Genomic DNA, 19,769 nt, shown 5'->3' with positions numbered 1-19,769 from the left:
TGGTGAAAGTTTAATAAATGCTGTAATGGTTGATTATTAGGTAAGTAGAAACAATTAGTGATGTAATTAACTCAAAGTTATGCTTGAGACATTGACAAATTAGTAGCTGAAAAACTTTTATTAACTTTTTTTAATTTTTTAGCACATAATTATTGAATAAATACAGAATTTTTTCTGTTAATTGCGTTGTTAAGCAACTATGCTTAAATTGATAATTTAAAATTGATGAACATTTTTGTAGGAAGCCTTCCTTACCGCTTACAGGAAGCAGATTTAAAAGAACTCTTTGAAGCATACGGAGAGGTAAACTCAGTGAAATTAATTATTGACCGTGAGACCGGCAGAAGCAAAGGTTTTGGCTTTGTTGAAATGCCTGATGATGAAGCAGCTCAAAAAGCTATTTCTGGTCTTAACGGTGCTGAAGTAAGCGGCAGATCAATTGCCGTAAGCCAGGCAGAAGACAGAAAACCAAGCAGCGGCGGTGAGCGCAGAGGTGGCGGCGGCGGCTTCGGCGGTGGCAACCGTGGTGGTGGCGGTGGCTACAGCGGCGGTGGTAACCGTGGTGGTGGCGGCGGCGGTTATCAAAAAGATAACAACCGTGGCGGTGGCCGTTGGAACTAAGACATATATTGAAAAGCCGGATTTTTAAGCACAATCCGGCTTTTCTTATTTTACACGCAGATACCCGTCTGCATGTTGTGTTTTCTCACCTTTGTTAACAAAGGTGCCCGGCTTTGCATGGATTAATATTATCCCATTTGTTTTAACGCAATGTTTAGTTTGAGTTTCAAAGTGTTTGGTGATTCCAAATAAGGTGTGCCTCATTTCATCATTTCTCTGATACTATAGAGATTCTTCAGTGGTTGATAACAGGATATCGCCTCGTGCAATACTGCTTGTAAGTTAATCCGGCCTTTATAAATTAAATTTTTTCTGAATTTAAACCTGTATTGCATGTTTTGTATTGATATGTTATGCGTATTGAGGGCCAAGCATTTACTAACAATAATGTCTTTTAACTAAAACTCACTCGAGTAAAGTTTAATTAGTTTGTAACAGAAAAGTTATCGCCGTTTCTGCTATCGCATTAAACCAAAAAAAGGGTTAAATGTCATACTTGTACAAAACGATGCAACGGCATCCAAATGAAATTAAATCTTTTACAGTATGAAACGTATTACATTTTTAGCAGCATTTATAGTAGCCCTCATGAGTTTTGGCGCTAAGGCTCAGGTTTACGGACATGTAGGTGTCAATATCGGCCGTCCGGCTTATTATGCTCCTCCGCAACGTAGAGTAGTGGTAGTAGAGCGTCAGCCACGTCGTTATTATCACCGCCGTCAGGTTGTAGTGCGCAGAGGCTATTATGGTCCTCGTCGTCCGGTAGTAATTCAGCGTTATCGTCGTCCACACCGCGTTTACGGTCATAGAAGATGGTAACAAATATTATAGCTATAACAAAGCCTTTGAGATTCCTCAAAGGCTTTGTTAATTTAAAACAAATGCCAAGTAAAATTTGAGTATGATGTTTTAAGTAAAATAAGTTGGCAGACACAAATGTGCCGGGTGGCAGACAATTACTATGGTCAGTTTTACTTGTTTAAACCTTAAATTGCCTACCTTAGCCCCGCAATTAATCTACCTATAATGAAAAGATATTTTCTTCTGGCCCTTATTGCTGGTTCGGGTTTAACTGCTTGCAAGTCGGGGGGTAAACAAGAGGCTTCTGCGGCACAAAGCGGTGATTCTACAGCAACTGTAACTACTGTTGCGCAAACCGACACGGCTAAAGTATATAATGCCTACTTGTCAGTTAAAGATAATTTAGTAAAAACCGATTCTAAAGGAGCGCAGCAGTCTGCTAAGGCCCTGGCTGCTAATTTAAGCAATATCAAAGGATGCACTGAGGCTGCCGATTTGGCTACTCGTATTGCGGCTACCGACGATGTAAAATCGCAGCGTAATATATTCCTGCTATTAAGCCAGGATGTAATACCGTTAGTAAAAGGTATGAAAACTAAATCAGGCCCCGTGTATGTGGCTTATTGCCCAATGGCTGGTAACGGTAAAGGCGGCTACTGGCTATCGGCTCAAAAAGAGATTAAAAACCCTTACTACGGCGATGAAATGCTGGAGTGCGGCGAGGTGAAAGAAGAAATTAAATAACCAGATAACTCAAATGCAGACAACTGATAAATTTTTGTTAGTTAACAAAGCCTGCATTTCAATTATAGATTATAAACGTAAATTTTAAGTGATAATAACTACCGGCAAAGGTGATTAATGGCTTATTTAATTACATTTGTTACGGATACAACCCCATATTTCTATGTCGGAAACTGCACAATTAAAAATCGGCGACAAAACATACGACTTACCTGTTATTGAAGGTACAGAAAACGAAAAAGCTTTAGATATCTCTAAACTGCGTGATTTAACCGGATACATTACTTTAGATATTGGTTATAAAAATACAGGTGCCACTAAAAGTGCTATCACCTTTTTAGATGGCGAGCAGGGTATATTAAAATATCGTGGTTACCCGATTGAGCAGCTGGCCGAAAAATCAACTTTTGTTGAGGTTGCTTACCTGCTGATTTATGGTAAACTGCCTACTAAAGAGCAATTAGCAAACTTTCAGTATGAGCTAAACCGCCATACGCTGGTGCATGAGGATATGAAGAAGTTTTTCGACGGCTTCCCTTCCAAATCGCACCCGATGGGGCAATTGTCATCTTTGATTGGTGCCCTGGCTGCATTTAATCCTGAGTCGTTAGCGCCATCATTGCCTCCAGAAATTGTTGACCTTGAAATTCACAAGCTTATTGCTAAAATGAGCACCATCGTGGCCTGGATTTACAAAAAATCATTAGGGCACCCGGTTAACTACCCTAAAAACAAATTCGACTACGTTACCAACTTCATGTACATGACCTTTAGCCAACCAACTGAGGTTTATGAGATTGACCCGGTGGTAATGGATGCTATGAATAAATTGCTGATTCTGCATGCCGACCATGAGCAAAATTGCTCTGCTTCTACGGTTCGTATTGTAGGTTCATCGGATGCTAACTTATATGCTTCTATTTCGGCCGGTATTTCGGCATTGTGGGGCCCGTTGCACGGTGGAGCCAACCAGGCGGTGATCGAAATGCTGGAAAAAATTAAAGCGGATGGCGGCGATACTGATAAATGGATTGCCAAGGCTAAAGATAAAAATGATCCGTTCCGTTTGATGGGCTTTGGTCACCGCGTTTATAAAAACTTTGATCCGCGCGCTAAAATCATTAAAAAGGCTTGTGACGATATTTTGGAAAAATTAGGTGTGAATGACGAGGTATTGGAAATTGCCAAACGCCTGGAAGAAGTTGCCCTGCAAGATCCATACTTTGTTGAGCGTAAATTATATCCAAATGTTGACTTCTACTCAGGCATTATTTACCGTGCATTAGGTTTCCCAACCGAAATGTTTACTGTGCTGTTTGCTTTAGGCCGTTTACCGGGATGGATTGCACAATGGAAAGAAATGAAAGAAAACAAAGAGCCTATTGGTCGTCCGCGTCAAATTTATACCGGCGAAACTGGTAATGATTATACAGATATCGATAATCGCTAATTAAAATATATCATAGAGGGTTGATAGCTTAAACTGTCAACCCTTTTTTTGTTGCTGCTTTTTTAAGAACCAAGCTCTTTACAATCATCTTAACTCATGTTAAAAAAAACAATCAAATTTAATTACTTCTGTTTACGCGTTTTGCTCATCGCGTTCTTGCTGTTAGGTATTAAAGTTTACGGTCAGCATAACCCAGTTATACAAGGCTGGTATGCAGATCCGGAGGGTATTAAATACGGTAACACCTATTGGATTTATCCTACGTATTCTGCGCCCTACAAAGACCAGGTATTTATGGATGCGTTTTCATCTGCTGATTTAAAGACGTGGACAAAGCATCCACGCATTATTGATACCAGCGGCGTTAAATGGGCTAAAAAAGCAATGTGGGCCCCGGCCGTACTCAAAAAAGGTGACAAGTATTATTTGTTTTTTGGTGCAAACGATATTCATCCCGGCGAGGTAGGGGGCATTGGCGTTGCTGTAGCCAGCAAGCCAGATGGCCCTTATAAAGATTTGTTGGGGCATCCTTTAATTGATACTATTGTTAACGGAGCGCAGCCTATTGATCAGTTTGTTTTTAGGGATAAAGACGGTTCGTACTATATGTATTATGGCGGATGGGGGCACTGCAATATGGTTAAATTAAAGGCTGATTTTACCGGTATTGAGCCTTTGCCGGACGGTACCTTGTATAAAGAAATTACACCCGAGCATTACGTAGAAGGCCCTTACATGTTTATCCGCAACAATAAATACTATTTTATGTGGTCGGAAGGTGGCTGGACCGGTCCGGATTATAAAGTGGCTTACGCCATTGCCGATTCTCCTTTTGGGCCATTTAAGCGGTTATCAACTGTATTAGAACAAGACCCCAATATTGCACGTGGTGCAGGGCATCACTCGGTAATACACTCGGCTAAGGACGATAAGTATTACATTGTTTATCACCGCAGGCCGCTCGACCAAACGGGCGCCAACCAAAGGGTAATATGCCTTGATCAAATGTTGTTTGATAAAGAGGGGCATATCCTGCCGGTTAAGATGACTAATTGATTGTAAAAATTAAATAGTTATCATATGGTTTGCGCTGCTGCAAGGCGTAGGTGATAAAAATTATGCTTTAATTTGAGCAATGATGAAAGTTGAAACCCTGGTTATTCATGCCGGCAGCCACGTTGATGAAAGCACGTCGGCAGTGGTGGCACCTATTGTATTATCTACCACTTTCGAGCGCGACCATGATGGTAATTACAGCAAAGGCTATAGTTATAGCCGTGCTGGTAACCCTAACCGCCAGGCGCTCGAAACCGTATTAGCTCGTTTAGAGGGCGGTGTGCAGGCGGCAGCGTTTGCATCAGGTAATGCGGCCGGAATGACGGTTTTTCAATCGTTAAAGCCAGGCACACACATCATCGCTCCCGATGATATGTATCACGGCTTACGTAACCAGCTTAAAACCTTGTTTGCCGGCATACTCGAATTTGATTTTATTGATTTAAATAATGACGAGCTGCTATTGGCTACTATTAAACCAAACACTGGCTTAATTTGGATCGAAACGCCGTCTAACCCACTGCTAAAACTAACTGATATTGCCAAGGTAGCTGCTTTGGCACGCAAGCATGATATTAAAGTAGTATGCGATAATACTTTTGCCTCGCCTTTAGGGCAGCAGCCACTAAGTTTGGGGGCTGATGTAGTTATGCATTCGACTACTAAATATTTGGGCGGGCATAGCGATTTAACCGGTGGTGCTTTAATTACCGCTCAGGATGATGAATGGTGGAAAAAAATACTGAATATACAGCAGATGGGAGGAGCTATACCGGCACCTACCGATTGCTACTGGCTGGCCAGGAGTATTAAAACTTTACCTTACCGTATGCGCGGGCATGTGCATAATGCCCAGCTGCTGGCCGAGTACTTAGAGCAGCACACTCAGGTAGAACAGGTGCTCTATCCTGGTTTGGCATCGCACCCTCAGCATGAGCTGGCTAAACAACAAATGTTAAGTTTTGGTGGCATGCTATCTTTTATGGTGGCAGGAGGAAAGGACGCTGCAGAACGTGTAATTAATAAGCTGCAGTTGTTTGCCCGTGCTACCAGTTTGGGCGGTGTGGAAAGCTTGATTGAGCGCCGTGCCGCCATTGAAGGACCGGACACCAAAACACCACAGAATCTGTTACGGGTATCGGTTGGGTTAGAGCATATTGACGATTTAATTGCGGATATGCAAAATGCCTTAAACAAAGCCTGATACCGATATACTTGCAAAGAATACTATCGAGAGGCACTGTAAGGTGCCTTTTTTTGCTTTATGATTAGGTCGCTTCTATTTTGCTAACCATCCAAACAATCAGCATACCTAATATGGCAATAACACCAAATGACCAGCGTAAATCTGCCGCTTGTGCAATGTAGCCTACAAAAGGTGGAACTAATAAAAAGCCAAAGTAGCCTACGGTAGATATAGATGCTATAGCTGTACCGCTGCTTAAGGATGCAGATTTACCGGCAATGCTAAATACTAAAGGGACTACGCACGCTACACCTAAACCTACCAGTATAAAACCAGCGCCGGCAACAAGCGGGTAGGGGAATACTACAGCCAACATCAAACCTGTGAAAATGAACCAGCCGCTATAATTCAGCATATTTTTGATGCCAATGCGCAATACAATTTTATCGCCCGCAAAGCGGCCGGTAGTCATAGCTATCATATAGACCACAAAGGCAGCGGTTGCGGTGGCTTTGCCGGCGTGTACTGCCTTTTCAAAATAGATAGCGCTCCAGTCATACATGGTATTTTCACAAGCCATACAGGCAAAGCAAATTACAGCAAACTTGAGCATGTATTTGTCTGGCAAAATCAAAAATGGCTTGCGTTCAACCGCTTTAGGCTTTTGGTAAAATGTATAGGAGTAAAAGTAAACAGAGCAGGCGCAAAGTAAAATACTGATAGCACCCAAATGGTAAAACAAATTAACGTTATAGCTTACCATTAAATACCCAACGGCTGCACCCACAAAGCCTGCTATACTCCAGATACCATGAAAAGTGGTGATAATTGATTTTTGATAAACGGATTGCACGCCGACAGATTGCGCATTAACCGAAAGGTTTAGCAGGTTACGTGCCGAGCCCAAAGCAAATAAAATGATGGCAAACTGCCAGGCAACTGTAGCCAGACCTAATAAAAATAATACGACGTTAAATGCAATGGCACCAAAAAGCATAATACTGCGGCTGGTATAATGGCCGAGCAGCTTGCCAGTTATAGGCAGCGTAAGCATGAGGCCAATGGGCAACGCAAATAGTAACGTGCCTAATTGTGCTTCGTTTAAATGTAACTGATGCTGAACGGTAGGTATACGTGAAGCCCAGGAGGAATAGCCAAAACCCGAAATGAAAAAGAAAATAGCACACCCGATTCGCAGTTCGCGCGGCGACCGGTTTGTTGTAGCAGTCATCACTGCAAAAGTAAAGAAATGTGTTTGTATAGCTTAAATTAAGCTTAATAAACTGTAAGGCTGGCCTTACTCAGTAATTAGCTTAAAAGGTTAGGCATAAGTTATGCTTTATGTAAGGAGGATGCCCTGATCACAATTTCTGAAGGTTGAATGAGTTTGTTTGTGAGGCTGTTTTTGTCGTTGGTGTTGTTTAGCCGGCCGAGCAGTATTTGCGCGGCTGTAGTACCCATGTCGTAACCCTTGTAATCTACTGTAGTCAAATTGGGCTCGATAATGCTGGATTCAGTATCATTATTAAAACCAGCAAAGGCAATGTCTTGCGGTATACGTATGCCGTTGCGCTTCAATTCTTGCATACAGCTTACGGCGCAAGCATCATTGATTACAAATACGCCGTCTGGCCGGTCGGCCATAGCTAATAACGTGTGGGCGGCTTCAACACCGGCTTCCAGAGTAAGTTGGGTAGGGATGACCAAACTTTCGTCAAACGGAATGTGATGTTTTTCAAGTGCCTGCCGGTAACCTTTAAACCTGTCGGCGGCAACACTGCTTAGTTTAAAAGCGGTAATGTGAGCAATGCGCTTACAGCCCTGTTTAATTAAATGGTTGGTTATTTCATAAGCAGCTTTAACGTTGTCAATTTCAACGCTTGGGCATTCAGGGTGAGGCCAGGCACGGTCAAAATAAACCAGAGGGATGCCACGTTTAACAAAACTTTCAAAATGTTCGGCATTTTCGGTGCTGTAAGCTAATGATACTAATAGACCATCTACCCGATTATTATACATGGCTTGTGCTATGGCAATTTCCTTGGTAACGTTGTCTAACGACTGGCTGATAATTAAGTTATAACCGGCGTCGCTTAACACCTTTTCAACCCCGAAAATTACGTTAGACATAAAGCTGCTATTAAGGTTACCTACGATGATACCAATAATATTGCTTTTCTTTTTCCGCAAGTTACTCGCCAATTGGTTAGAGCGATACCCCATTTTTTTGGCAGCATCCTGTACCTTTTGTTTGGTGTTGATATTTACCGAAGGATGATCCATCAGGGCACGGCTTACCGTTGCACCAGAAATGTTCAGTTCTCTGGCAATGTCATAAATCGTGATTTCTTTTTCAGGAATGCTCATGTTACCTCATTATGCCTGGCTAATGTACTTAATATTATCATAATCTGTTTATCCCGGCTTTATTGGCAATCATGTTTTTACACCGAAGTATAACGTTTTAGCAATACTTTATAATTAATAGTTTTAGGTATAGTTGTAATAGTTAGATGGGTTGCTACTACGTGCAAACAACCGTTAAGGCGTTTATCAAAAATATATACTATACCTTTTTAACAGATAACGTTGAAATTTAAAATGCTTCACCTAGGTTAAGCCTGATAGATGAGTAGCCCTTGCTAAAGCCATAATCAATAGCGATGTTGGTGTTGGATGCTTTATTGATTTTTATGCGTAAACCACCGCCACCCGCCGGATGAAAATAATTAAACTGCCGGGTATCGGGTTCATTTACCGAAGTTAAATTAGCAAACAGCACAAACCCGATTAAGCCGTTGCGGGTAATACTGCGCCGGTATTCGGCTTCGGTATACCAGAGGCTTTGTCCACGGTAGCGGTTCTGTTCCATGCCCCGGCCCGAGCGGTTATACAAATCCCAACCCACGCTGGGCAGGCTTAAGTAAGGTGCGCCACGGTCTAAAGTACTCCAAAAATAAGTCCATAGTGCAAGGGTATTTTGCTGTGCCGGTTTACCTGGATTAAGTGAAATATACTTACGCATATCCGCATAAACAGATGTCCAGGTACGGTTACTGCCTAACACCGGCGTATTAATTCGATAAATTAAATTGGCGTAGCAACCAGGCAAAGGGTTAATCGAATTATTACGGGTATCGTAAAGTAAATTGAAAGTAATGCCAGACGATAAGGAGTTTTGACCATAGTCGGTACCAAAAGCATAGCCCGATACGTCTTGTAGGTCGTTATTAGCATAATTACCTTTAATGCGCATATGATAATCAAGGTTGTAACCAATACCGGCAAAAAGGTATGATTTAATACGTCGGTACAAGCTTTGATAAAACCTAATGTACCGGTAATCTACCCGCATACGGCTTTCTTCAGGCTGATTACCGCCCAATCCCCAGGTGTCTTGCGGGTAAACCATCAGCCGGGTATCGCCCGCTAAATACCATTGATTGTTATTAAACCATATGCTCGAGCGCAGTGGTAAGCCAAAACGGCCTTTAAAGTTAAAGTAAGGGGTGAAAGTAAAGCTTGATAGATTGGTAGTTTGCTGGTCGCCCAAATAAAAACCAGCTGTAGTAGAGGTAATAAACATCTTTCCACCTCCATCAGGCAGAGTAGAGGCAGTAGGAAGAAAAGAAAAATAAACTTTACCTTCTTGTGTATTAACCTTTGTTGATGTTTTGTTGGACTTAAAAAATACCTTAAAAACATCAATCAAATCTTTTTGGCCAACGGTATCAATCTGCGTTTGTTTAAATGTAGATACCATAACGCTATCCTGCGCTAACAGCCCATTAATAGCTAAAAAGTATATGAAAACAAAAGCAATGATTTTATTAACCATTCAGTCCAATCAAGAGCATTAATTAATTACTGGTTTTAGGTTTATATTTAATGTTGTAACTTATAAAATGAAGCCTTAAGGCAAACCGATTGTAATTAACAAAACAAAAAGTAATATTGCAATAGCATGACAGTTTTTGCATCATTTAACTCTCCGTTTTTTAACTTTGTTTTAGCTTCAGCAAAATTTAGCTCAAAAGGTTCTATAATTTCACCTTCAGCAGCTAATCCGCCCATTGTGGGTTTAAATGCCAAAGAATCATAGGCTGCTATAAACAAGTGTAAATATTCAGTGATACCACCTCCCGATGTGTATACGGCGCCTACTTTATCGATGTTACTGATATCAACACCTAATTCTTCTTTAGCTTCTCTAATAACGGTTTGTTCAGGTGTCTCGCCATCGTCAATTAAACCGGCGCAAGCCTCAGTAAGATAGCCCGATTCATTTCCGTTTAAGTAAGTTGGTAACCTAAACTGTTTAGTCAACAGTAATTTTTGCTTCTCTTTATCGTATAGTAAAATGGCAGCAGCATCCGGGCGATAATATACCTCGGTCTTCTGCTCTTTCATGTTACCCTCGGCATCTGGCTTAAGATAAGTGAAATTTTTAAGCGGGTACTTTTTGTCTGATAAAGTTTCGCGATTTAAAATCTGGATAGTTGACATAAATTTAATTTATAATTAATGATTTAACATCAAGATTAAAGCGATGGTTTTATACTTTATTTAATGGATATAAAAAAAAGCGATACTTGTTGAGTATCGCTTTTTATGGTTAAGCCTGTACAATTAGTTATGACGGCGTCTGCTGTAATAACGGGCGCTTCGGTTTTGAGAGCGGTAATAGGCACGTCTTTTGGCTTTGTTACGACGGTGCTCATTACCAACAACGTAACCGCCGCCGGCACCAATGGCACCACCAATAAGAGCACCTTTTACACCATGGCCAATTAAACCACCGGCAATAGCACCACCTGCGCCGCCAATTAATGCGCCTTTAGCTTGTGAGCTCATTTTGCGGCGTTGCGCCATCGTAAAGTCAGTTGAAGACACTATTACAGCAAGTATCAAACCGAATAACAAAAAAATCTTTTTCATAAGTGTAATATTTTGTATCTGATGCAGTGTTTGATGCAAATTACAAGCCAAGGTTTAAAAAGGTTTTAACCATTACCTGATATTTCCTACAACTTTATACATCAAAAATATAATAAGGGCACTGATAGCCGGCTTTGGTTAATACTGGTTTAGCTACGTTAAATACCTTGATATCAGTATTATTAATCGTGCCCTCAAGCGTACCTGCATGTGCATGACCATGAAAAGCTGCCAGTACGTTATTACGCATCAGAGTTTCGGCTAATCTTGATGAACCCAAAAAGGGGTAAATTTCTTCAGGCTCTCCAACCACGGTTGCTTTAATAGGTGAGTAATGTAAAACAGCTATTTTTTTATGTACCTGAGGGTCGGCATCCAATTTTTGCAGCGCCCGTTCTAAATGCAGTGCTTCATCAACCGATTCTTGTACGTAAGCCTTATTGGCATCCTCACCAAACATGGTTAGTAAATAGCGGTCAAAACCGCCTCCAAAACCTTTAACCCCTGCAAAGCCAACATTGCCTATAACCATAGCTTCGCCATCCAATACATGCACATTGTGATTTTGCACAGCCTGCCTGATGAGTTTTTGACGTCCCTTTTCATAATCGTGGTTACCCAACACACAGATAACCGGTATAGTGCATGCTCGCAACTCATTAGCCAATACCTGAGCTTCATCCTCATCGCCAGTGTCAGTAAGGTCGCCGCAAATTAAAAGCACATCGGCCTTCGCAGACACTTCCTTAAAATAATCCGCCCACTTACCATGGTCTGTTTCGCGTACATGAATGTCGCCGACAGCTGCTATACGGGTTATATTTTTTTGTTCCATTGCTGTTAAACTGTTTTTATGGTATACGATTTATAATTCCAGTCTTTAATATCAACACTATACTGGGTTTGGTCAATCATTGGGCCACGGCAAACTTTTTCTTCGGGCGAGGGGAGGTCAAACTGCTCGGCAGCCCGGCGCAGTAATTCATCGTACAGCCAGCGCGGTACAATGTGCTGGTAGTCGGCAGGGTAAACAAACTGAAAAATGATGATTTGCGACAGTAGTAACTGCCAATGCTGGTCTAACCTAAATAGCAGGTGGCGCCAGTCTAATTCGGCACCTACTTGTACCAGCAGGTGGTTAATATCAGCACCGTCATAGCGTTCGCGGTTTTGTACATAAATTTTGCTCCATATTAATTCTTCGGGCGATAGCAGTTTTAAATCGCGGTCAAAAAAACTGGCATCTTCGGCGCGCTGAAACCACGTGTCGTCAACTTTGCAGATATTGTTAACCGTATCAAAAATCACATCAATAAAATAATCGCCTTTAAATATTTTAGCCAGCCAGCGGGCGTCAGTAAACTGGGTTTCGTAACCACGGTCGTTAAAGTACTTCAGTATGCGCGGGCAGTCAACCGACCGGCAGTAAACATCCAGGTCTTTGGTATCGCGGTAGATGCCGCTGTAATGAAATATGGCAAAAGCCCCTCCCAATAAAAATTCGATACCACTATCTTTTAAATGATCAAGCGCCTCCTGATAAAAGGCAATGGCATTTTCATCCTCGTTTATTCTCATAAATATCTCTCACTGGTGCTGTAAATGGCTTTTACCAGTGGGGATACAACTTTTAAAAGAGTAGTTCTGTTTTAAACCTTTGCTAAGTTATGGTTAACACAGCGTAACCGCAGTTAAACAGTCCGGGTGTAAACAAGCTGATATAAATAGTGTTAAGTAAGGGATTTTGTGAAAGGACATTACAAACATAATTTAAAACAGAAAAGTAACCGCAGTACTGTTAACCCTATATTTTGACAAATACCATGAAAGATGCCTATGAACCAATTGAGAACTACGGCGTTATAGGTAATCTTCATACCGTAGCACTGGTATCTAATGCCGGTTCTATTGATTACTTATGTTTGCCTCGTTTTGATTCGCCTACCGTTTTTGGCGCCCTGTTAGATAAGGACAAGGGAGGATATTTCTCCATTACTCCGCAGTTTACACACGCGAGTTACAAACAGATTTATCTTACCGACTCGGCCATATTGGTTACCCGGTTTTTTGCTGACGAAGGCATAGCGGAGATTACCGACTTTATGCCTATTGTTGATGATAACGGCGTGCTTACCATTGTACGCAAAGTTACTGCTATACGCGGCGATACTAATTTTAACCTGGTATGCCGGCCCCGTTTTAATTATGCCGAAACACCGCACAACATTTTAAGTACTGACGAAAACCGCATTGTATTTAAAGCAGATGATGGTCAGGAACTACACTTATGGTCTGATGTTAAGCTGGTATCGGACAAGCAGGACGTAGACGAAATGTTTTTACTACAGCAGGGACAAACCGCCTGCTTTGTGTTGCAAAACAGCATTGACGACAGTGGCTTTAAGACAGATTTTCATCATTATTGTCTTAACTGCTATAACAAAACTTATGATTTCTGGAAGAAATGGACCAGCCAGTGCACCTTTACAGGGCGTTGGGAAGAAACGGTAAGGCGGTCGGCCATTACGCTAAAGCTGCTTACCTCGCGTATTTACGGATCGGTAATGGCAGCAGCTACCTTCGCCCTGCCCGAAACCTTGGGCGGTATACGCAATTGGGATTACCGGTACTCATGGGTGCGTGATGCATCGTTTACCATGTATGTACTGCTCAGACTGGGCTTTATTGAGGATGCCGAAAGCTATATGAAGTGGGTAGAAACTAATTGTATAGCCGATGATATGCACCTGATGTATACTATGGACGGTAAGCACCCCAGTACAGAAACGGAACTGACGCAGTTTGCAGGATACAAAGACTCAAAGCCTGTACTTATTGGCAATAATGCCTTTGGGCAAAAGCAGATGGATATTTATGGGGAGCTGATTGATACCATTTATTTATTTAATAAATACGATGGGCAGATCACCTTTGAATTTTGGCAAATGATTAGCAAGCAAATTGATTTTGTTTGTGAGCACTGGCAAGATCCTGACCACGGTTTATGGGAAATAAGAGGTGATAAACGTGCCTTTTTACATTCCCGGTTGATGTGTTGGGTGGCTTTAGATCGTGGTATTAAAATAGGCGAGTCGCGCTCTTTTCCATTTCCGCGCGAACGCTGGTATGATATGCGCGACAAAATTTATCTAAACATTTACAACGATTTTTGGAACCCTGAAAAGGAAGCTTATGTGCAATACTTGGGTGGGGAAACGATGGATGCCTCAGTACTGCTGATGCCGTTGGTGCGGTTTATTACACCTACAGATCCGCGATGGCTTAAAACACTGGAAGCCGTTGAGCGCGAACTGAAACTGGATGTGCTGATTTACCGTTACCGAAATAGTGAGCTGAATATTGACGGCCTTGGCGGCGAAGAAGAAGGTACTTTTACAATGTGCTCATTTTGGTATGCCGAATGTTTGGCTAAAGCCGGTAATCTGGATAAAGCTAATGAGGTTTACGCCAAGATATTAGGATACGGAAGCCCGTTGAGATTATACTCTGAACAATTGAGTAAGCGCGGGCAGCAGTTAGGTAATTTTCCGCAGGCATTTACGCATTTAAGTTTAATTAGTGCGGCATTAGCCTTAAATAAGTACAACGACGATAATTAATAGTAGCAGGTTGTTACAAATTGATGTCAGGATAAGAGAAATGATGTAAATATCGTACAATTCTTAAAATGGAATAGGTATATATCATATAATTGTATAATTGACAATTAACCAATTCCCTGTACCTTGAAAAAATATTTACTTCTATTACTGGCTGGCATTAGCTTTAACAGCTATGCCCAAAAAAAAGCGAGCATTACTGTAAGTAACGACTCGAAAGACTCTATTAGCAGACACATCTATGGGCAGTTTGCCGAACATTTGGGCCACGGTATTTATGGTGGATTTTGGGTAGACAAAAGTTTGCCTGTGCAAAAGCAGGACCGCATCAGGCTGGATATTGTAAACGCCTTGAAACGCATTAAAATACCCAATTTACGCTGGCCGGGCGGTTGTTTTGCCGACGAATACCATTGGCGAGACGGCATTGGCTTGCGTACACAACGCCCTAGAATGATTAATACTAACTGGGGTGGGGTAGTAGAAGATAACAGCTTTGGCACCCACGAATTTTTAGAGTTATGCAAACTACTAAATACCGAGCCTTACGTATCTGCCAATGTTGGCAGCGGTACCGTTGAAGAGATGAGCAAGTGGGTAGAGTATTTAAACTTTGACGGTGCAAGTCCGCTTACGGCGTTGCGCAAGCAAAATGGTCATCCCGGATCGTATAATGTTAAATTTTGGGGTGTAGGTAATGAAAGCTGGGGTTGCGGTGGTAACATGACTGCCGAACATTATGCCGACGAGTTTCGCCGCTATGCCACCTACGCCCGTGATTACCCGAATGCCAAACTGCGTAAAATTGCTTGCGGACCAAGCGATGGTGATTACGACTGGACAGAAACGATGATGAAAAAGGTGGGAACCCGCATGTGGGGACTGTCTTTACATAGTTATACCATACCCACTGGGCACTGGAACGATAAAGGCCCTGCAACCGGATTTGGTGAGAAAGAATATTTTAACACCATCAAGAATACTCTACGTATGGAAGAGTACGTAACCAAGCACTCGGCTATTATGGATAAATACGATCCTAAAAAACGGGTGGCTTTAGTAGTGGATGAATGGGGCGTATGGACTAACGTTGAGCCAGGCACCAATCCAGGATTTTTATACCAGCAGAACAGCTTGCGCGATGCACTGGTAGCCGGCACTAACCTAAACATCTTTAATAACCACTGCGACCGGGTAAAAATGGCCAATTTGGCACAAGCAATCAATGTACTGCAGTCGCTTATTTTAACAGACAAAGAGAAAATGCTGTTGACCCCTACCTATTATATATTTGATATGTATAAGGTGCACCAAGATGCTAAGTACCTGCCCATACAGTTAAATACGCCGGATTACGAATTTGATGGTAATAAACTGCCAGCAGTAAATGTATCAGCTTCGCAGGATAAAGCCGGTAAAGTGCACCTTACATTGGTTAACCTGGATTCGCATAATACTGTAGATGTAAGCACCGTATTTAAGGATGTGAAATGGAGTAAAGTAAGCGGACAAGTACTTACCTCAGGCAGTACTGCAGATGTTAACACCTTTACTAAACCGATGAACGTAGTGCCTAAAGCCTTCAACGGCGCTAAGCGCGATGGTGATAAGCTAATGGTAAGTTTGCCTGCAAAATCGGTAGTAGCTTTAGAGTTATATTAAATAATACTTATTTTTACTGCAAGTCCTGCTTAAGTGGTTTAAGCAGGACTTTATTTTTTAATGAGTACTTTAAAAGAGCAATTACACCAACAGTGTGTTAACTACGTGCAGCAGCGTATGGACGCCGCACAGCAAGCTATTGCCGAGGCACAACAGGCGGCCAACAATGATACCAAAAGCAGTGCTGGCGATAAGTATGAAACTGGTCGCGAAATGGCTCAGCAAGAAACTAACCGCAACCTTACACAGTTAAACGAAGCCAACAAACTGATGGTGGCGCTAAATCGTATAGGTACAGTCGCGCAATCAATCACGGCCGAGGCCGGTAGCATTATTAAAACTAACCAAGGCAATTTCTATTTGTCTATTAGCGCAGGTAACATCCGGGTAAACAATGAGGCTTATGTTGCCATTTCTACCGCATCGCCTGTGGGGCTTAAACTTAAGGGCGCCCGTATTGGCGACCAATTCGATTTTAATGGTAAGCGCTATTTGATTACTGAAGTGCTATAGTCCAGTTTCTGATTTAGATCTGTTGTTTTAACTTTTAATGGTCAAAACATAAATGTAAATCTCAATAAAACTTGTTTATATAATCATTATATTGTCCCTAAACTATTACAATAAAGGCCATTTGTGCACTAAATGGCAGTTAAATAGTACACTTATCATACATGGCATTTTCGGTGCAAAAGCATTTAACATTTTTATGACTTTTCTATTTTAAGTAAATTTTTATTAACTAAAAATGAACTGAAAATCAATCAAATGGTCATTGCAGCGAATTGACATTTAATTTCTGTGAAAATTAGCTGCACGGTATAAACACAGTATCTGGTGTTTATAAATTGTTAAGTGGCAAAGTATTTGTTTACGGCTTTGTGTACTTATTGGTACATAACTTAACATAGTTCACAAAAACGAATCAAAAAATCATGAAAAACTTAACAAAAGTTATAGCAGCTGCAGGTTTTGCCGTTGCCACTCTATTTACTACAAATGCAGTTAAAGCTCAAACTACTACTCCTCCTAATGCATGGAGATTTGGTGTTGGCGTTGAGGCAGGTGTACCAACAGGCGATTTAAGGAACTTTTCGCACTTTGCTTTAGGTGGTACAGCACGTTTACAGTATGGTATCAGCAATAGCGTTGCTTTCACTGCAACATCAGGTTATTACAACCTGTTCTCAAGAAATTATAATGTAGGGTCAGTTAGTGTAAATCCTAAAGACCAAGGTATAGTTCCTCTAAAAGCTGGTATTAAAGCTTACGCTGGTAGTGGTTTCTATGTAGCAGGTGAAGTTGGTGCCGGATTTGAAACTCAATACGCAAAAAATACTAAATTAATCTTAGCTCCTGGCATTGGCTATTCTTGGAGCAACGTTGACTTAGGTGTACGTTACGAACGCTTCTCTGGTCAGAATGACAATTATGGTATGGTTGCTGCTCGTTTAGCTTACGGTTTTAAACTGTAATACAAAGCCAAAAAAATAACAACGGCCTCCTTAACATTTAAGTGAGGCCGTTGTTGTATAACATATATTATAAGTGTACGGCGAAATATATTTAACTCATTATAGATTGCAACGTAACTCGGCTTTTTTTGAAAATATTATACTTAATAGTTATAGTTTTAGAATGTTTTTTTAATAAAAACAAATATTTCGTAACAATGTTAACTATTTAAATTATATTCGTCTGGAAAAATTTTTATCACACATATCGTTTATGAAATTCAACTTACCTCTAATCGCCGTAATCCTTTTTGCACTTTTGAGTGCATCAACCGCTAAGGCTCAGCTATTAGGTAACAACGAGCGTTACGCGCAGTATGTATCACACGTTAACGTTGGTTTAGAAGGCCTCTACACCATGAACCCTGGACACCAGATTTATACTGGAGGAGTAGGCTTTTCTATCAAATACCAGTATGACGTTACTCAGAACTTAGGTGTAACCGGTGGTACTGGCTATTACATATTGCCTGCCAAAAATCAAAGTGGTAATCCTGTTCAGCGGGCTGACTTTAAAATGATCCCACTGCGTGTAGGAGCTAAAGCATACTTTTTGCCAGAGGCTTATTTTGGTGGTGAATTAGGTGTTGCCTATGTTGACCCGTATGTTAACCCTTTAAAACAATCACATTTTGCTAAAACCTTAGCACCCTCAATCGGTTACGAAACTAATCACCTGGATGTATCTTTCCGTTATGAAAACGTAAACCATAGTGGTGACTACGTTAGCTTTATCACTTTACGTGCAGCGTACATATTCAATTTCTAATAAAGTTTGATATTTCATAATAAAATGCCCTGCCGGTTTTTAGATCTGGCAGGGCATTTTTTTGCAAATGATTCGCTGACATACTGAAAAATAAGAAAGCCTAATTACGCTTTAGTAATTAGGCTTTCTTATTTCTATACAAAATGATACTGCTTATTGCAATTGGCCTAAAGCATATTTAATTCTTTTTACCGCTTCAATCAGTTTGTCTTCGGCTGCAGCATATGATATACGGATTGATTTCGGATCACCGAAAGAATCGCCGCCAACCACAGCTACATGGCCTTCTTCTAATAAATATAAGCTCAAAGCATCTGCATCATTGATGGTACGGCCGTTAAATGATTTGCCAAAAAATGCAGTAACATCCGGAAAGAAGTAAAAAGCACCTTCGGGCAAATTAACCTTCAAGCCCTCAACATCCTGTAACAGGCCATACACTAAATCACGACGTTTTTTAAATTCGGCACGCATCTGTAATACTGAATCTAGGCCACCCATATAGGCAGTGATGCCTGCACGCTGGGCGATAGAACAAGTCCCCGAGGTTATCTGTCCTTGCATTTTATCAAACGCCGTAGCTAATTCTCTGTTTGATGCAGTGTAGCCAATGCGCCAGCCGGTCATGGCGTAAGCTTTCGAAAAACCGTTGATAATAATCACGCGGTCTTTAATGCTGGCAAACTGTGCAATCGACTCGTGTTTGTCTACATAATTGATGTGCTCGTAAATTTCGTCAGACAGGATATATACCTGCGGATAGCGTTCGAAAACTTTAGCCAAACCAGCTAATTCTTCTTTGCTGTATAAACTTCCGGTAGGGTTAGACGGCGACGAAAACATGAAAAGTTTGGTTTGGTCGGTAATAGCCGCTTCCAATTGCTCCGGAGTAATTTTAAAGTTTTGCTCAACCGTGGTATTTATAAATACACTTTTACCTTCGGCCAGTTTAACCACTTCAGAGTACGATACCCAGTAAGGCGTTGGAATAATTACCTCTTCGCCCGGGTTAACTAAACACAATACTGCGTTGGCAATGGCTTGCTTAGCGCCGGTTGATACTACAATGTCATTAGCATCGTAATCCAAATCGTTCTCTGTTTTTAACTTATGAACAATGGCCTTGCGTAAGTCGGGATAACCGGCTACAGGGGTATAATAAGTAAAATTCTCGTCAAGGGCTTGCTTGGCGGCTTCCTTAATATGCTCAGGCGTGTGAAAGTCTGGTTCGCCAAAGCTCAGGCTAATAACATCAACTCCTTTTGCGGCCAGTTCGCGGCCTAATTTTGCCATTTTAATTGTCTGTGATTCAGACAAATTATTTATTCTGTCACTCAGTGCGTTCATAGTTAAAAATCAAGTTGCGGCAAATATAGAAAATTACTTTACCCGTATTTAGTCAGCTTAT

The 19,769-nt window shown here is 41.3% G+C and carries 19 protein-coding genes; 11 read left to right on the top strand and 8 right to left on the bottom strand.

Annotation, left to right across the window (positions count from 1 at the left end; translation table 11 throughout):
- Nucleotides 1–225 precede the first annotated feature (225 nt).
- The 6 genes from AAGR14_RS18165 to AAGR14_RS18140 all read left to right on the top strand — a co-directional run bounded on the left by AAGR14_RS18165 (nt 226) and on the right by AAGR14_RS18140 (nt 5,876).
- Nucleotides 226–621, top strand: a complete 396-nt coding sequence (locus AAGR14_RS18165) for an RNA-binding protein (RefSeq protein WP_342645664.1) — start codon at nt 226–228, stop codon at nt 619–621.
- Nucleotides 622–1,167: 546 nt separating this feature from the next.
- Nucleotides 1,168–1,440 carry a hypothetical protein gene (locus AAGR14_RS18160; RefSeq protein WP_342645663.1) on the top strand — a complete coding sequence of 91 codons (273 nt, stop codon included), beginning with the start codon at nt 1,168–1,170 and terminating at the stop codon, nt 1,438–1,440.
- A gap of 207 nt (nt 1,441–1,647) precedes the next feature.
- Nucleotides 1,648–2,166, top strand: a complete 519-nt coding sequence (locus AAGR14_RS18155; protein ID WP_342645662.1) for a DUF3347 domain-containing protein — start codon at nt 1,648–1,650, stop codon at nt 2,164–2,166.
- Between the two features lie 163 nt (nt 2,167–2,329).
- A complete protein-coding gene (locus tag AAGR14_RS18150; protein WP_342645661.1) occupies nt 2,330–3,616 on the top strand; it encodes a citrate synthase in 1,287 nt (428 codons plus the stop codon).
- 96 nt (nt 3,617–3,712) lie between these two features.
- Nucleotides 3,713–4,672 carry a glycoside hydrolase family 43 protein gene (locus AAGR14_RS18145; RefSeq protein ID WP_342645660.1) on the top strand — a complete coding sequence of 320 codons (960 nt, stop codon included), beginning with the start codon at nt 3,713–3,715 and terminating at the stop codon, nt 4,670–4,672.
- A gap of 79 nt (nt 4,673–4,751) precedes the next feature.
- Nucleotides 4,752–5,876 carry an aminotransferase class I/II-fold pyridoxal phosphate-dependent enzyme gene (locus AAGR14_RS18140; RefSeq protein ID WP_342645659.1) on the top strand — a complete coding sequence of 375 codons (1,125 nt, stop codon included), beginning with the start codon at nt 4,752–4,754 and terminating at the stop codon, nt 5,874–5,876.
- Between the two features lie 64 nt (nt 5,877–5,940).
- Here the strand turns inward: AAGR14_RS18140 and AAGR14_RS18135 are convergent, their stop codons facing one another.
- From AAGR14_RS18135 to AAGR14_RS18105, 7 genes are all read right to left on the bottom strand, one after another.
- Nucleotides 5,941–7,089, bottom strand: a complete 1,149-nt coding sequence (locus AAGR14_RS18135) for an MFS transporter (protein WP_342645658.1) — start codon at nt 7,087–7,089, stop codon at nt 5,941–5,943.
- A 101-nt stretch (nt 7,090–7,190) separates the two neighbouring features.
- A complete protein-coding gene (locus AAGR14_RS18130) occupies nt 7,191–8,225 on the bottom strand; it encodes a LacI family DNA-binding transcriptional regulator (RefSeq protein ID WP_342645657.1) in 1,035 nt (344 codons plus the stop codon).
- Nucleotides 8,226–8,454: 229 nt separating this feature from the next.
- A complete protein-coding gene (locus tag AAGR14_RS18125; protein ID WP_342645656.1) occupies nt 8,455–9,621 on the bottom strand; it encodes a BamA/TamA family outer membrane protein in 1,167 nt (388 codons plus the stop codon).
- Nucleotides 9,622–9,791: 170 nt separating this feature from the next.
- Complete coding sequence (locus AAGR14_RS18120; RefSeq protein ID WP_342645655.1) at nt 9,792–10,364, bottom strand: NUDIX domain-containing protein; 573 nt, start codon at nt 10,362–10,364, stop codon at nt 9,792–9,794.
- Between the two features lie 123 nt (nt 10,365–10,487).
- Nucleotides 10,488–10,796, bottom strand: coding sequence for a YMGG-like glycine zipper-containing protein (locus AAGR14_RS18115; RefSeq protein ID WP_342645654.1), 309 nt, complete (start codon nt 10,794–10,796; stop codon nt 10,488–10,490).
- Between the two features lie 94 nt (nt 10,797–10,890).
- Complete coding sequence (locus AAGR14_RS18110; protein WP_342645653.1) at nt 10,891–11,631, bottom strand: metallophosphoesterase; 741 nt, start codon at nt 11,629–11,631, stop codon at nt 10,891–10,893.
- Nucleotides 11,632–11,636: 5 nt separating this feature from the next.
- Entirely contained in the window at nt 11,637–12,374 is a 738-nt protein-coding gene (locus AAGR14_RS18105; protein WP_342645652.1) for a nucleotidyltransferase, read from the bottom strand.
- 245 nt (nt 12,375–12,619) lie between these two features.
- Between AAGR14_RS18105 and AAGR14_RS18100 the strand changes: the two genes are divergently transcribed.
- The 5 genes from AAGR14_RS18100 to AAGR14_RS18080 all read left to right on the top strand — a co-directional run bounded on the left by AAGR14_RS18100 (nt 12,620) and on the right by AAGR14_RS18080 (nt 18,361).
- The gene (locus AAGR14_RS18100) at nt 12,620–14,416 is read left to right on the top strand and encodes a glycoside hydrolase family 15 protein (RefSeq protein WP_342645651.1); all 1,797 of its coding nucleotides are present in this window, start codon (nt 12,620–12,622) and stop codon (nt 14,414–14,416) included.
- A gap of 126 nt (nt 14,417–14,542) precedes the next feature.
- Entirely contained in the window at nt 14,543–16,078 is a 1,536-nt protein-coding gene (locus AAGR14_RS18095) for an alpha-L-arabinofuranosidase C-terminal domain-containing protein (protein WP_342645650.1), read from the top strand.
- A gap of 60 nt (nt 16,079–16,138) precedes the next feature.
- Complete coding sequence (locus AAGR14_RS18090) at nt 16,139–16,591, top strand: 3-oxoacyl-ACP synthase (protein ID WP_342645649.1); 453 nt, start codon at nt 16,139–16,141, stop codon at nt 16,589–16,591.
- A gap of 422 nt (nt 16,592–17,013) precedes the next feature.
- Nucleotides 17,014–17,553 (top strand): hypothetical protein, encoded by a 540-nt coding sequence (locus tag AAGR14_RS18085; protein WP_342645648.1) that lies wholly within the window; start codon nt 17,014–17,016, stop codon nt 17,551–17,553.
- Between the two features lie 253 nt (nt 17,554–17,806).
- Nucleotides 17,807–18,361 (top strand): outer membrane beta-barrel protein, encoded by a 555-nt coding sequence (locus AAGR14_RS18080; RefSeq protein ID WP_342645647.1) that lies wholly within the window; start codon nt 17,807–17,809, stop codon nt 18,359–18,361.
- Between the two features lie 153 nt (nt 18,362–18,514).
- Here the strand turns inward: AAGR14_RS18080 and AAGR14_RS18075 are convergent, their stop codons facing one another.
- Nucleotides 18,515–19,708, bottom strand: coding sequence for a pyridoxal phosphate-dependent aminotransferase (locus AAGR14_RS18075; protein WP_342645646.1), 1,194 nt, complete (start codon nt 19,706–19,708; stop codon nt 18,515–18,517).
- Nucleotides 19,709–19,769 lie beyond the last annotated feature (61 nt).

It is taken from the genome of Mucilaginibacter sp. CSA2-8R (genome assembly GCF_038806765.1).
In the GTDB taxonomy this organism is placed as follows: Bacteria; Bacteroidota; Bacteroidia; order Sphingobacteriales; family Sphingobacteriaceae; genus Mucilaginibacter.
This window is presented reverse-complemented; position numbering and strand designations above follow the sequence as displayed.

Excerpts from the sequence above, each read along its gene's own strand:
- AAGR14_RS18120 (WP_342645655.1), bottom strand. The coding sequence starts at position 10,364 with ATGTCAACTATCCAGATTTTAAATCGCGAAACTTTATCAGACAAAAAG.
- AAGR14_RS18130 (WP_342645657.1), bottom strand. The coding sequence starts at position 8,225 with ATGAGCATTCCTGAAAAAGAAATCACGATTTATGACATTGCCAGAGAA.
- AAGR14_RS18085 (WP_342645648.1), top strand. The coding sequence starts at position 17,014 with ATGAAAAACTTAACAAAAGTTATAGCAGCTGCAGGTTTTGCCGTTGCC.
- AAGR14_RS18090 (WP_342645649.1), top strand. The coding sequence starts at position 16,139 with ATGAGTACTTTAAAAGAGCAATTACACCAACAGTGTGTTAACTACGTG.
- AAGR14_RS18150 (WP_342645661.1), top strand. The coding sequence starts at position 2,330 with ATGTCGGAAACTGCACAATTAAAAATCGGCGACAAAACATACGACTTA.
- AAGR14_RS18080 (WP_342645647.1), top strand. The coding sequence starts at position 17,807 with ATGAAATTCAACTTACCTCTAATCGCCGTAATCCTTTTTGCACTTTTG.
- AAGR14_RS18135 (WP_342645658.1), bottom strand. The coding sequence starts at position 7,089 with ATGACTGCTACAACAAACCGGTCGCCGCGCGAACTGCGAATCGGGTGT.
- AAGR14_RS18110 (WP_342645653.1), bottom strand. The coding sequence starts at position 11,631 with ATGGAACAAAAAAATATAACCCGTATAGCAGCTGTCGGCGACATTCAT.
- AAGR14_RS18115 (WP_342645654.1), bottom strand. The coding sequence starts at position 10,796 with ATGAAAAAGATTTTTTTGTTATTCGGTTTGATACTTGCTGTAATAGTG.
- AAGR14_RS18105 (WP_342645652.1), bottom strand. The coding sequence starts at position 12,374 with ATGAGAATAAACGAGGATGAAAATGCCATTGCCTTTTATCAGGAGGCG.
- AAGR14_RS18145 (WP_342645660.1), top strand. The coding sequence starts at position 3,713 with ATGTTAAAAAAAACAATCAAATTTAATTACTTCTGTTTACGCGTTTTG.
- AAGR14_RS18100 (WP_342645651.1), top strand. The coding sequence starts at position 12,620 with ATGAAAGATGCCTATGAACCAATTGAGAACTACGGCGTTATAGGTAAT.
- AAGR14_RS18125 (WP_342645656.1), bottom strand. The coding sequence starts at position 9,621 with ATGGTATCTACATTTAAACAAACGCAGATTGATACCGTTGGCCAAAAA.
- AAGR14_RS18155 (WP_342645662.1), top strand. The coding sequence starts at position 1,648 with ATGAAAAGATATTTTCTTCTGGCCCTTATTGCTGGTTCGGGTTTAACT.
- AAGR14_RS18140 (WP_342645659.1), top strand. The coding sequence starts at position 4,752 with ATGATGAAAGTTGAAACCCTGGTTATTCATGCCGGCAGCCACGTTGAT.
- AAGR14_RS18165 (WP_342645664.1), top strand. The coding sequence starts at position 226 with ATGAACATTTTTGTAGGAAGCCTTCCTTACCGCTTACAGGAAGCAGAT.
- AAGR14_RS18075 (WP_342645646.1), bottom strand. The coding sequence starts at position 19,708 with ATGAACGCACTGAGTGACAGAATAAATAATTTGTCTGAATCACAGACA.
- AAGR14_RS18160 (WP_342645663.1), top strand. The coding sequence starts at position 1,168 with ATGAAACGTATTACATTTTTAGCAGCATTTATAGTAGCCCTCATGAGT.